Annotated in this window: 10 protein-coding genes; 7 read left to right on the forward strand and 3 right to left on the reverse strand. The window is 74.3% G+C overall.

Translation table 11 applies throughout. The features are described 5' to 3' along the window. Window positions 1-48: 48 nt before the first annotated feature. Window positions 49-1371, reverse strand: a complete 1323-nt coding sequence (locus tag AB0K28_RS24325) for an NYN domain-containing protein (protein WP_364373933.1) — start codon at window positions 1369-1371, stop codon at window positions 49-51. Window positions 1372-1515: 144 nt separating this feature from the next. Here AB0K28_RS24325 and AB0K28_RS24330 point away from each other — a divergent pair, with 144 nt between their 5' ends. After that, a complete protein-coding gene (locus AB0K28_RS24330) occupies window positions 1516-2592 on the forward strand; it encodes a phosphotransferase family protein (RefSeq protein WP_364373936.1) in 1077 nt (358 codons plus the stop codon). On the opposite strand, the gene AB0K28_RS24335 is transcribed toward AB0K28_RS24330, so the two are convergent. Both AB0K28_RS24335 and AB0K28_RS24340 read right to left on the reverse strand, forming a co-directional pair. Beyond that, the gene (locus AB0K28_RS24335; protein ID WP_364373939.1) at window positions 2574-3257 is read right to left on the reverse strand and encodes a response regulator transcription factor; all 684 of its coding nucleotides are present in this window, start codon (window positions 3255-3257) and stop codon (window positions 2574-2576) included. The two genes, AB0K28_RS24330 and AB0K28_RS24335, sit on opposite strands and share 19 nt — an antisense overlap. Next, window positions 3254-4498 (reverse strand): histidine kinase, encoded by a 1245-nt coding sequence (locus AB0K28_RS24340; protein WP_364373942.1) that lies wholly within the window; start codon window positions 4496-4498, stop codon window positions 3254-3256. Before AB0K28_RS24340 ends, AB0K28_RS24335 begins: the two co-directional genes overlap by 4 nt. A gap of 111 nt (window positions 4499-4609) precedes the next feature. Between AB0K28_RS24340 and AB0K28_RS24345 the strand changes: the two genes are divergently transcribed. The 6 genes from AB0K28_RS24345 (at window position 4610) to AB0K28_RS24370 (ending at window position 11859) form a co-directional block, all read left to right on the forward strand. Continuing rightward, window positions 4610-4834: a hypothetical protein gene (locus AB0K28_RS24345; protein WP_364373945.1), complete on the forward strand. Its 225-nt coding sequence runs from the start codon at window positions 4610-4612 to the stop codon at window positions 4832-4834. Then, the gene (locus tag AB0K28_RS24350) at window positions 4831-5322 is read left to right on the forward strand and encodes a PH domain-containing protein (RefSeq protein WP_364373948.1); all 492 of its coding nucleotides are present in this window, start codon (window positions 4831-4833) and stop codon (window positions 5320-5322) included. The genes AB0K28_RS24345 and AB0K28_RS24350 overlap by 4 nt, the downstream gene beginning before the upstream one ends. Next, entirely contained in the window at window positions 5319-7055 is a 1737-nt protein-coding gene (locus tag AB0K28_RS24355) for a PH domain-containing protein (protein ID WP_364373951.1), read from the forward strand. Before AB0K28_RS24350 ends, AB0K28_RS24355 begins: the two co-directional genes overlap by 4 nt. Before the next feature lie 185 nt (window positions 7056-7240). Continuing rightward, complete coding sequence (locus AB0K28_RS24360) at window positions 7241-7903, forward strand: ATP-binding cassette domain-containing protein (RefSeq protein ID WP_364373954.1); 663 nt, start codon at window positions 7241-7243, stop codon at window positions 7901-7903. A gap of 147 nt (window positions 7904-8050) precedes the next feature. Then, window positions 8051-8863 (forward strand): ATP-binding cassette domain-containing protein, encoded by an 813-nt coding sequence (locus AB0K28_RS24365; protein WP_364373957.1) that lies wholly within the window; start codon window positions 8051-8053, stop codon window positions 8861-8863. Then, a complete protein-coding gene (locus tag AB0K28_RS24370; RefSeq protein WP_364373960.1) occupies window positions 8860-11859 on the forward strand; it encodes an ABC transporter permease in 3000 nt (999 codons plus the stop codon). The genes AB0K28_RS24365 and AB0K28_RS24370 overlap by 4 nt, the downstream gene beginning before the upstream one ends. The last annotated feature ends 24 nt before the right edge of the window (window positions 11860-11883 follow it).

The raw sequence follows: 11883 nt of genomic DNA on the forward strand, positions 1-11883 counted from the left end.
AGTACAGAAGTGGCGGGTGAGCTAGTGCTAAACCTACCAATTCGTAACTTAGGCGCGACTCAGTCGGCGCAGCAGCAAACCAGACGGAACGGGTCTGGCTCCCATCCGGCGTACGGACTCGGCCACCTCGCGGTCGGACGAGACGACGGCGATGGCCCGGCCCGGCGGCTCGGCGCGGACGAGCTGGCGGATCAGGTCGTCGGCGATCTCCCCCGGCGCGCTGAACAGCACCCGCACCCCCCGCGGCGCCACCACCTGCACCGGCGCGTTGAGCTCCGCCCCGTCGAAGACCACCGTCACCTCGACGCGGGTCTGGGCGACGAGGCCGCCGAGCCCGTTCATGAGGCGGGTGCGCTGGTCGGCGAGGGTGAGCGTGCCGTAGCCGGTCTTGGTGACGTTGTAGCCGTCGATGATGAGGTGCACCTGCGGCAGCGCGAGGAGCTGGTCGAGCAGCTGCGGGTCGTCGTCGGCCAGCGCGCGGGCGGGCACGCCGCGGACGTTGGGGCGCTCGCCGGTGACCGCCGCGACCGAGTCGGCGGGCCGGCTGATCGTGGTCGGCAGCGCCAGCTCCCGGCGCAGCCCGGCGGAGGCGTCCTGGAGGGCGTCGAGCAGCACGCGGATGCGGGCGTCCTCGATGCTCCTTCCCTCGCGGGCGGCCCGGCGCGAGGCTTCGAGCTGCTTCTCCACGTCGGCGAGGCGCTCGCGCAGCCGCCGCAGCTCGGCCTCGGCGCCGCTGCCCGCGTGGGAGGCGGCGGTCCTGGCCTCCTCGGCGGCGTGCTCCATCTCCTCGGCCCGCCGCACCGCCGCTTTGGCCCGCTCGCGGGCGTCGTGGAGCTTGCGGCGCAGGTCGGAGTTCTCCGCGCGGGCCGCCTTGAGCTGCTCGCGCAGCCGGTCGGCCTCCTCCTTGGCGGCGGTCTTCTGGGCGGCGAGCTGCTCGCGCAGGCGGGCGACCGCCTCCTCGCGCTCGGAGCCCTCCGCCGCCACGGCCGAACGTTCGAGGTCGGCTCGGGCGGTTTCGATCATTTCCGCCCAACCCGGCGGCCGGGTCAGATAGGCTGCCGCCGCCACCAGCACGGGATCGGCCGCCGGTGGCACGTTGCCCTCGGCCAGTGCGGAGACCAGCTCGGGCCAGCCCGCGGCGACGGACTCGGCGACCAGCTCGCGGAACTTCTTGTCGTTCTCGAGCTGCGCCGCGATGGGCGCGCCGCCGAGTTTGGCGCGTTTGCGGGGGTCGAATTTGGCGATGCCGCGCAGGGGTGGCGGGATCGTCGCGGTCGGCACCGTGCCGAGGACCTGCGACGCCAGATCGACGACGTTGAGCCGCACCTGCTCGGGAAGCGGGCGAGACAGGCCTTCACCCGCTGAACTCATCCCACTTGTCCCTTCGTGACATGCCCTTTCAGACAAGGGTACGGCTGTTGCGTACCTGACCGTAACGGCCACCCGCTTGTGGACAAGCGCTTGCTAGGCGGTATACGACTGTCGCAGGACTCGTCTCCCCCCGGGAGGTCCACCGTGGCCGAGCAGCTTCGTACGTCCACCCGCGACCTGGCCGAACTGCGGGAACGCGCCACCGCCTGGCTCCGTGCCAAGGTCGGCGCGAGCGCGTCGGTGTCGGAGATGTCCAGGCCTGCGGAGAACGGGCTGTCCAGCGAGACCCTGTTCTTCTCCGCCACCTGGGACGGCCGCTCCACCCGCTGCGTGGCCCGCCTGGCACCTGCGCAGGAGGCCGTTCCCGTCTTCCCCTCCTACGATCTGCGCACGCAGTTCGAGCTGATGCGCCTGGCCAGGGAAAAAGCTGGGATCCCAGCGCCGAGGGCCCTCTGGTTCGAGCCCGACCCGGCGCCGCTGGGCACGCCGTTCCTGGTCATGGAGCGGGTGGACGGTGAGGTGCCGCCGGACGTGATGCCGTACACGTTCGGGGGATGGCTCTACGACGCCTCCCCCGCCGACCGGCGGCGGCTGCAGGACGCGAGCGTCGGGATCCTCGCGGCGCTGCACCGTACGGCGTTCACGCCGGCCGAGCTGGCCCCGCTCGGGCCCGCCGGGCTGCGCGCGCACGTCGCGGCGCAACGGGCCTACTACGAGTGGGCGCACGGCACGTACCGCATCCCGCTGCTGGAGCGCGCGTTCGACTGCCTGGAGGCGCACTGGCCGAAGGAGCCCGGCCCCGACGTGCTGAGCTGGGGCGACGCCAGGATCGGCAACATCATCTACCGGGACTTCACGCCCGCCGCGGTGCTCGACTGGGAGATGGCCGCCGTGGGACCGCCCGAGCTGGACGTGTCCTGGATGATCTTCCTGCACCGCTTCTTCCAGGACCTCACCGTGGGTGGTGGCCTGCCCGGCATGCCGGGCTTCATGCGCAGCGCCGACGTCTGCCGCACCTACCGCGAGCTGACCGGGTACGAGCCCCGCGACCTGGACTTCTACGAGCTGTACGCCGCCCTGCGGCACGGCATCGTGATGGCCAGGGTCTGGCGGCGGCGCATCCACTTCGGCGAGCAGGCCATGCCCGACGACCCGGACGACCTGGTGCTGCACCGCGCCACCATCGAGCGGTTGCTGGCGAGCTACGAGGCGGCGTCGTAGACCAGCAGCGCTACCTGCACCCGGTTGTTGAGATCGAGCTTGGTGAGGATGCGCGAGACGTGCGCCTTGACCGTGGGCACGCTCATGAACAGCTCGCGCCCGATCTCCGCGTTGGACTTGCCCTGCCCGACGGCCATCGCCACCTCGCGCTCGCGCTCGCTGAGCCGGGCGAGCAGCTTCCTGGCCCGCTGGGTGCGGTCGCCGGCCCCGCCGTCGGCCCCTCTGCCTGCCACATGGCTGATGAGCTGGCGCGTCACCGCGGGCGACAGGATCGGCTCGCCCGCCGCGACCTTCCTGATGGCCGCCACCAGGTCGACCGGCGCGATGTCCTTCAGCAGGAACCCGGCCGCCCCGGCCCGCAGCGCGCGCAGCACTTGCGCGTCGGCATGGAACGTGGTCAGCACCACCACCTCGGGCGGCGCGGACGTGCGGCGCAGCGCCTCGGTGGCGGTCAGCCCGTCGACGCCGGGCATGCGGATGTCCATCAGCACCACCCGCGGCCGGTGCTCGGCGACCAGCGGCGGCACCTCGGCGCCGTCGGCGGCCTCACCGACGATCTCGATGTCGCCGGCGCCGCCGAGGATCATCGACAGCCCGGCCCGCACCATCGGGTCGTCGTCGACGATGAGCACCCTGATCGGGCCGTCCTGGTCGGCTGTGGTCATGGAACGTCCTCCCGCGTCGTCTCCAGCGGCCACGGCAGCCAGGCGCGTACCACGAACTCCCCCTCCGGCGTCGCGCCGTGCTCCAGCCGGCCGCCCGCCAGCTCGGCCCGCTCGGTCAGCCCGATGAGCCCGGCGCCCGCGCCGGGCAGACGGGCCCCGGACGGGCGGACCGGGCGTGCCCCGAGCGGGTTGCGCACCTCGACCGACAGCTCCTCGCCGCGCTCGCCCGCGACGACGACGCTCACCGGGACGTCGCCCGCGTGCTTGCGCGCGTTGGTCAGCGCCTCCTGGACGATGCGGTAGAGGTTACGGCCCTGCCCGTCGGGCACGTCGCCGGCCCGCAGGTCGAGCCGGACGTCCATGCCCGCCTGCCGGCACTCCTCCACCAGCGCGGGCAGGTCGGCCAGCGTGGGCTGCGGCCGGTCGGGCACGACGTCGGCCTCGGGGCCCGCGTGCCGCAGCACGCCGATCACCTCGCGCAGGTCCTGCAGCGCCTGGTGGGCGCTGGTCCTGATGGCACCCGCCACCCTGGCGATCTCCGCGGGCGGCGCGTCGGGACGGAACTCCAGCGCGCCCGCGTGCAGGCTGAGAATCGAGATGCGGTGGGCCAGCACGTCGTGCATCTCCCTGGCGATGCGCTCGCGTTCGAGCTGCTTGGCCTGCTCGGCGGCGCTGTCGGCGCGCTGCCTGAGCGACCAGACGAGCTGCCGCCGCGCCCTGACCACGATGCCCCACGCGAACACCATGAGCACGACCGTCACGCCCAGCGCCACCGCCCATGCCCGCTCGTCGTCGTCCTCCGGGCGCAGGGCCACGAAGGGGACGAGGGTGAGGAAGTTGAGCAGCGCGACCGGCCCCGAGATCTTCAGCGGCCGGTGCACCGCCACCGTGAACAGCGCCACCACGCACGCCCCGCCCACCAGCTCCAGATAGGACGACAGCAGCGCGGTGGTCACCGACAGCGCCACCGGCCACCGGCGCCGCAGCCACACCGCCACGCACGCCAGCGCCCCCGTCACCTGCTCCAGCGCCATCAGCGGGTCGGGCTCGGGCTTCTTGTCCAGCTCGACGAGCGACAGGTAGGTGATGAGGCAGGCGGCCAGGAACATCAGCGTGTCGACGATCCAGTCGCGGGTGGAGCGGCGCACGCGCCCGCCCTCACGGGCGTCGCCCAGCAGCACCGACGGCAGCGCCCACCGGTATTCGTGGGCGGGCACGCCGTCTCCCCGCAGTTCCGTCACGTTCATCGAGGTTAGGCCCTACGCGAGGTACGGCGACAGCGACCAAAGTCGATGCCGCGCGAGACCTAGGGCCGATGCGCCCGGCGCCCCGGCGCGGCCAGGCTTGGCGGCATGCAAGCGGTGCTGAGGGTGTCGGGCTGGCTGCTGCTCCTGCAGGGAGTGGCTGGCCTGGGCGACGCCCTGTGGAACTGGTGGGGATGGGCGCACGGGCTGCTCGTGGTCAACGTGGTGCCCGCGCTGAAGGGATATGAGGTGTTCGGGTCCATCGTGATCGGCGTGCTCGGCTTCGCGCTGCTGTCCGTGGCCGGGTCGCTGCGGCGGGAGGGGGAGGCATGAGCGCGACCGGGCTGCGTCCGCCGCGCCACCGGGCCGATCCCCGGGCGGTGGCGTGGTGGACGGCGCAGTGGCTCATGCTCATGGTCCCTCTGGCCGGGGCCGCCGTCGTCGCTTACCTGCTGTTCACCGTGCGGCCCGGCTGGCTGGGGGTGCTGGTGGCGGTGTTCGCGGCAGGGTGCCTGGTGCTCGCCGTGGTGGCGCCCCGGATGTCCTACCGGGTCGAGCGGTGGGAGGTCACCGACGACGCCGTCTACACCCGCCGGGGGCTGCTCACGCACACGTGGAAGGTGGCGCCGATGTCGCGGATCCAGCGGGTCGACACCGCGCGGGGGCCGGTGCAGCGGCTGTTCGGGCTGGCCGACGTCACGGTGACCACGGCGTCGTCGGCGGGCGCGATCACCATCGCCGGGCTCGGCCACGAGCTGGCCGCCGACCTCGCCGCCCACCTGACCACCCGCACCCAGGCCACCCCGGGAGACGCCACGTGAACACGCGCGAGCCGGACACCGGCATTCCCGGCCCCGTCCCGGGGCCTGAGCCGGGGGCGGCGACGGGGGCCGATCTGGGGACGGACGTGGGGACGGACGTGGGGACGAAGGTGCGGCCGGAAACCGGCATGGCGTGGCGGGAGGTGGCGCGGCGGAGTCCGTGGGTGACCGGGGTCAGGTCGCTGGCGGTCGCGGCGGGGGCCGTGCTGGGCCTCGTCCGGTTCCTCGCCAGCCGTGACTGGCCGGTCGGGGGCATCGTGGCGGCGTGCGCCGGGGCCGTGATGCTCGTCGTGGCGGGCGCGGTCGCGTACGACGGGATCAGGGTGCGTGCCATCCGCTGGCGCCTGACCCCCGAGCGGCTGGAGCTGCGCTCCGGCATCATCACCCGGCAGCACCGCTCGGTCCCGCGCGACCGCGTACGCAGCGTGGACCTGCGCGCCGACCCCGTGCACCGGATGTTCGGGCTGGCCGTGGTCAAGGTCGGCACCGGCGAGCACGCGGGCGACGCTCCCGAGCTGACACTCGACCCGCTGACCAGGCACGACGCCGAGGCGCTGCGCCGCACGCTGCTGCGCCAGGGCGCCCCGGCCGGTGAGGGGCCGCTGGCGGAGCTGCGGTGGTCGTGGATCAGGTACGCGCCGCTGTCGGTGTGGACGTTCACCGGCGCGGCGGTGGTGCTGGGCGCGGTCTACAAGGTGTCCGAGTCGTTCGGCATGAAGAGGTTCACCACGCGGCTGGCGTCCGAGCTGTGGGCGTGGATCGCGGCGCAGCCACTGCTCGCCGTCCCGCCGCTGCTCGCGCTCAACGTGGCGGTGGGGGCGGCGGGGGCGATGCTGCTGTTCGCCGAGTCGTGGGGGCGTTACCGGCTCGACCGTGAGCCGGGCCGCCTCCGGCTGCGCCGCGGCCTGCTCACCACCCGCTCCCTGACGATGCAGGAACGCCGGCTGCGCGGCCTCGAGCTCAGCGAGCCGCTCCTGCTCCGCCTGGCCGGAGCCGCCCGCGTCAGGACGATCGCCACGGGACTGAGCAGGTCCGACGACAAGGACACCGAGGACGCCGCCGCCCTCACCCCGCCGCTCCCCCGCCCCGAGGCCCTCCGCATCGCCACCGCGGTCACCACGGCGGCCACCACCGCGGTCACCACGGCGGTCACCACGGCGGTCACCACCGCTGCCACCACCGCGGGGTCTTCCTTGGGAGAGGCCATGGTGGCCCTGACGCGGCACCCGGCCGCCGCCCGGCGCAGGCGGGTGATGCGCGCGCTGGCGGCGACCGGCGTCGCGGCCGGGCTGTCGGCGGCCGTGGCGGCGGGAGCCGTGCCGTGGGCCGAGGGTGCGAGCTGGACCGTGGCGGCGGCCGTGGGGACGCTGGTCGTGCTGGCGTACGGGCTCTGGCTGGCCGTGGTGGGGGCGGCGAATCTCGGGCACGCGCTCAGCCCCGAGCACCTGGTCACGAGGAGAGGCGCGGTGGTGCGGCGTACGGTGGCGCTCGATCGCCGGGGTGTCGCGGGCTGGACGTTCACCGAGACGTTCTTCCAGCGCCGCTCCGGCCTGGTGACGGTCTCGGCCACGACAGCGGCGGGGCGCGGCCATTACGAGGTGGTGGACGTCGGCCGCTCCGACGGCCTCGACCTGGCCGCCGCCACCGTCCCCGGCCTGCTCGACCTGTTCCTCGTCCGTTTCCCAGTCCACCTCCCAGTCCACCTCCCAGTCCGCGGCTGCTCACGGAGGTGACCCAGGAGGCGCTGGAAAGCAGGCGAGCCGCGCGATCCCCCGGGGTTTGCCCATGCCCCTGTACTGGGCAAACCCCATCGCGCGGCTCAAGCGCCTACGTTGATAACGGTATTTGTCCGACTTGCAACCGGGTTGCAGCCGCATTAACCGTTGACGGGGATGTCCTGTCAGGTGATGATCCGCCCGTGACGACTGGCGGACCGGCGCTCGCGTGTCGCGCCCTCACCTGCCGTGCCGGCGGCCGTACGATCATCGCCGGCCTCACGCTCGAGCTGTTCCCCGCCGAGCGTGTCGCGCTCATGGGCCCTTCCGGATCGGGCAAGACGACGCTGCTGACCACGCTGGCCGGGCTGCTCCCGCCGGTGGCGGGCCGGGTCCTGGTGCGCGGGGTGCCGCTGGACGAGCAACCGGCGCTGCGGGCCGAGCTGGCGCTGGTGTTCCAGTCGTACGGGCTGCTGAGCCTGCTCACGGCGGCCGAGAACGTCGAGGTCGCGCTGCGCGCCGCGGGCCGCCCGCCGGCGGAGGCGATGCGGCTGGCGGAGCAGGCGCTGGAGCGCGTGAAGGTCGCCAAGTTCGCCGGCCACCTGGTGGAGGAGCTGTCCGGCGGGCAGCAGCAGCGGGTGGCGGTGGCCAGGGCGCTGGCCCTGTGCCCCCGGGTCCTGCTGGCCGACGAACCGACGGCCGAACAGGACGCCGACCACCGCGCGATCGTCCTGGACGAGCTACTGGCAGCGGCGGACGAGGGCACCACCCTGGTGATCGCCACCCACGACCCGGAGGTCGCCGACCGCTGCGACCGCGTCATCGACCTCCGCGCCCCCACCCACCCCGCCAGGACCACCTCATGACCTCCCCCGCCCTCCGCCGCACACCGCCAGGCCCCGCCCGCCGTCGCACCGCTGCCCCACGGCCGCACCGCACCATCGCCCCACACCGCCGTCACGCCACCGCCCCGCACCCCATCACGCCATCACCCGCTACGGAGAGGCACGGGGATGAGTCTCGTCAGGTGTGACGGGATCGTGCAGATCTACAAGGCGCGCGACGTCGAGGTGGTCGCGTTGCGGGACGTGGATCTCGTCATCGATGAGGGGGAGACGGTCGCGCTGCTGGGGCCGTCGGGGGCGGGGAAGTCGACGTTGCTGTGGTTGCTCGCGGGGTTGGTGCGGCCGAGCGCGGGGCGGTTGTGGTTCAACGGCACGGACATGGGGCGGCTCGACCAGCGCAAACTGGACCGGTTGCGGGCGTCCAGGATCGGCATGGTGTTGCAGAACCCGGCGCGTAACCTCATCGGCTACCTCAGCGCCGCCCAGAACGTCGCCTTCGCCCAGCGGGCGGTCAGGAGGGACCGGCGCAGGGCCGCCGAGCTGCTGCGCAGGGTGGGGCTCGACGAGGCGGGCGACCGGCCGGCGGGGCGCATGTCGGGCGGTGAGCAGCAGCGGCTGGCGGTGGCGGTCGCGCTGGCGAACCGGCCCAGGCTGCTGCTCGCCGACGAGCCGACCAGCCAGCTCGACGAGGAGTCGGGGGCGCGGGTGGTCGAGCTGATCAAGCGGGCGGCCGCGGCCGACGGCACGACGGCGGTGGTGGTCACGCACGACACGGCGGTCAGCGCGGCGCTGAGCCGTACGGTGACGATCAGGGACGGCCGGGTCGGCGCCGAGGGCAGGCGCGGCGAGGACTTCGTGGTGGTGGGCAGGGAGGGCGGCGTGCAGGTGCCGCCCGAGTACCACCGTCTGCTGCCCCCTGGCTCGATGGCGAGGATCGAGGAGCTGCCGGACGGCATCGCGCTCAGGAGGGCGGAGCCGTGATCCTGCGTGGCCTCTGGGAACGCCGTACGCTCTCGCTCGTCGTGCTGCTCATCGCGCTCGTCCCGATCGCGTCGGCGGCCGTCGGCCCCGTCTACTCGGCCGCCGCCCGCACCGCCATCGCCAGGAACGCGCTGGAGACGGCCCCGGTGGAGGGCCGCGGCTGGCGGTACACGACGAGGTTCGGCGGCATCGAGGAGAAGCTGGCGGCGTTCACGGCGGGCGCCCGCTTCACCACCCCGCCCGTCCTGGGCATGGAGACGTCCAGCGGCAGGGTGAACGACGAGAGCGTCTACACGCTGCTCTGGCAGGACGGCCAGTGTGAGCACCTGACCCTGGCGAAGGGCCGCTGCCCGAGCGCGGCCAGGGAGGTGATGGCGAGCGCGGCGTCCGGGTTCAAGGTGGGCCAGCGGGTGCGGCTCACCTCGATCGTCGAGATGGAGCCTGGCGCGGCGACGCGGCGGGTGCCCGCACCGCTGACCGTCGTGGGGATCTACCGTCCAGGCTCGCCGTCGGACCCGTTCTGGTTCGGCCGCACGCTGTTCTCCCCCTCGGGCGCGCCGGGTGAGGGCAGGACGGACGCGCTGTTCACGGTGCCGGAGACGCGGCTCGGCACGTACGCGATCGGCGGCGGCACCGACGCCTCCGGCCGCCCGAACGGCTGGACCGACTACGGCATCGTCTACGTGGACCCGTCGCGCGTCGAGGGGGCCGACGTCCCGAAGCTGGCCGCGATCCAGGCGAGCGCGGAGCGGGCGGGCAGGCAGAGCGAGGCCATCGTGTACTCGCGCGTCGCCGACACGCTCAGACGCCTGACCGCCGACACCGGCTCGCTGGGCGTCCCGACGCTGCTGGTGGTGGCCCAGCTCGTCGGTCTCGGCTGGATGCTGCTCTTCCAGACCGTGGGCGACCTGGTACGGGCGAGGAGCGCGGAGCTGGCGCTGGCCCGGCTGCGCGGCCACGGGCGGGCGCGGGTGTGGCGCTACGCGCTGACCGAGCCGGTCCTGCTGCTGGCCGCCGCCGTGCCGCTGGGCCTGCTGCTGGGCAGGGTGGCGGCCGACGCGATGGCGAAGGTGCTGCTGCCGCCCGGCATCCCGGTCACGTTCCCGGTGGAGGCGGTGGCGGCCGGGGTGGCGGCCATGCTGGGCGGAGTACTGGCGGCGGCGCTGGCGGCCTGGCGTACGGCGACCCGCCCGGTCACCGAGGAGTGGCGGCGCACGCCGCGCAGGTCGGCGCGGGGCTGGGTGCTGGACGCTGTGGTGCTCGCCGTGACCGCGGTCGGCCTGGTCGAGCTGCTGGCCACCGGCGTGATCACGGACGTGACGGGGCAGAGCTCGGGCGCACTGGCGGTGCCAGGACTGATCGCGCTCGGCACGGCGCTGCTGGCGAGCCGGGCGGTGCCGGTGCTGGCCGGGCGGCTGTTCGGGGTGACCAGGCGGCGCGGCGGTCTGGGGCCGTTCCTCGCGCTGCGGCAGGTCGCGCGCGGCCCGGTGACGGCGGGCAGCGTGATCGTGCTGGGCACGGCGTTCGGGCTGGCGACGTTCGCGGTGTCGGCGTGGAGCGCCACGTCGGGCGACTACGCGGAGACGGCGAGGTTCCACAACGGCGCGCCCACGGCCATCACGGTACGCCCGGTCGAGCCGAGCCGCCTGCTGGCCGCCGTGGACGCCGCCGACCCGTCGGGCACCCTGGCCGCGCCGGTGGTCAGGATGCCGGGTCCGCCGCAGCTCATCGCGACCGACCCGGCCAGGCTGGCCGCCGTCGGTCACTGGCGTCCCGAGCTGGCGGGCGGCAGGTCGCTGGCGTCCGCGGTGTCGGGGCTGACCGGGCCCGGCACGCCGCGCGTGTGGCTGAAGGGCGAGCGCTTCCGTGTCGCGGTCACCCACGACCTGCCGCCGGAGGGCTGGACGATCCGGCTGACGGCGCTGCTGCGCGTACCCGACCGGCTGAGCCCTACGCTGATCCCGCTCGGCGAGCTGCGCGGGCGCTCCGGCGTGCACGCCTGGAACCTGCCGCCGAGCTGCCGGAACGCCGCCTGCGAGCTGCGCGCCTTCCAGGGCGAGCCGGTGCCGCCCGCCGAGTACACCGAGTCGGCGTTCGTGCGGGTGCGGGTCACCGCCATGTCCGTACGCGACGACGGCCGCTGGACCGCGCTCGACCTGCCGCCCTGGCGGGTGGACGAGAACCCGCGCGAGCGCGGCGGCACGTTCGGCATCACCCCGGTCGGCAACCAGACGCTGCGCCCCGACACCTACCGGGCCGAGCCGGCCGCCCTCGCGGTCGCGGACCTGGGCAGGCGGGCGCTGCCAGGGCTGGACAACGCCTACGCCTCCCCCGCGCACGCCGTCGCCACCTCCGCCGCCGCGCCGGGGCTGACGGAGGCGGGCGCGGTGGTGGACCTGGAGCAGGCCGACAGGATGGCGTACGGCGTGCACGAGCAGGCCCAGTTCCAGGTGTGGACGCGGACGTCCGACGTGGCCGCGCTGGAGCGGGCGCTGGCCGAGCAGGGGCTGTCGGTGGTGAGCCGGCGGCACGCGGGCGAGCTGGCCGCCTCGTTCGCGGCGCGCGGTCCCGGGCTGGCGCTGTTGCTGCTGCTGGTGTCGGCGCTGGCCGCGGCGGCGCTCGCGCTGGGACGTACGGTGCTGGCGCTGCGCACGGCGGCCCGGCGGCGCGGCTACGAGCTGGCCGCGCTGGAGGCGTCCGGCGCCAAGATGGGGGCGCTGCGGGTGTCGCTGCTGCTCGAACAGCTCATCACGGTCATGGCGGGGACGCTGTCGGGGGTGCTGGCCGGGCTCGTCGCGGCGCAGGCGGCGCTGCGGCGCATCCCGCAGTTCACCGAGCCGCCGGTCACGCCGCCGCTGCCGCACGAGATCGCGGCGGCGCCCGTCGCGCTCGTCGTGGGCGCCGCCCTGCTCGTGACGCTGCTGGCCGCGGCGACGGTGTCGGAGCTGCTGCTGCGCGGCATCCGCGTCGAACGCCTCCGCGACGCCCCCGCCTGAGCGCGCGGCCGGATGGGCGGCTGG

Source organism: Nonomuraea sp. NPDC049504, from assembly GCF_040676845.1.
GTDB classification, from domain to species: Bacteria; Actinomycetota; Actinomycetes; order Streptosporangiales; family Streptosporangiaceae; genus Nonomuraea; species Nonomuraea salmonea.

Coding starts and splice junctions, on each gene's coding strand:
- AB0K28_RS24365 (WP_364373957.1), top strand. CDS start 8,051: ATGAGTCTCGTCAGGTGTGACGGGATCGTGCAGATCTACAAGGCGCGC.
- AB0K28_RS24345 (WP_364373945.1), top strand. CDS start 4,610: ATGCAAGCGGTGCTGAGGGTGTCGGGCTGGCTGCTGCTCCTGCAGGGA.
- AB0K28_RS24325 (WP_364373933.1), bottom strand. CDS start 1,371: ATGAGTTCAGCGGGTGAAGGCCTGTCTCGCCCGCTTCCCGAGCAGGTG.
- AB0K28_RS24335 (WP_364373939.1), bottom strand. CDS start 3,257: ATGACCACAGCCGACCAGGACGGCCCGATCAGGGTGCTCATCGTCGAC.
- AB0K28_RS24350 (WP_364373948.1), top strand. CDS start 4,831: ATGAGCGCGACCGGGCTGCGTCCGCCGCGCCACCGGGCCGATCCCCGG.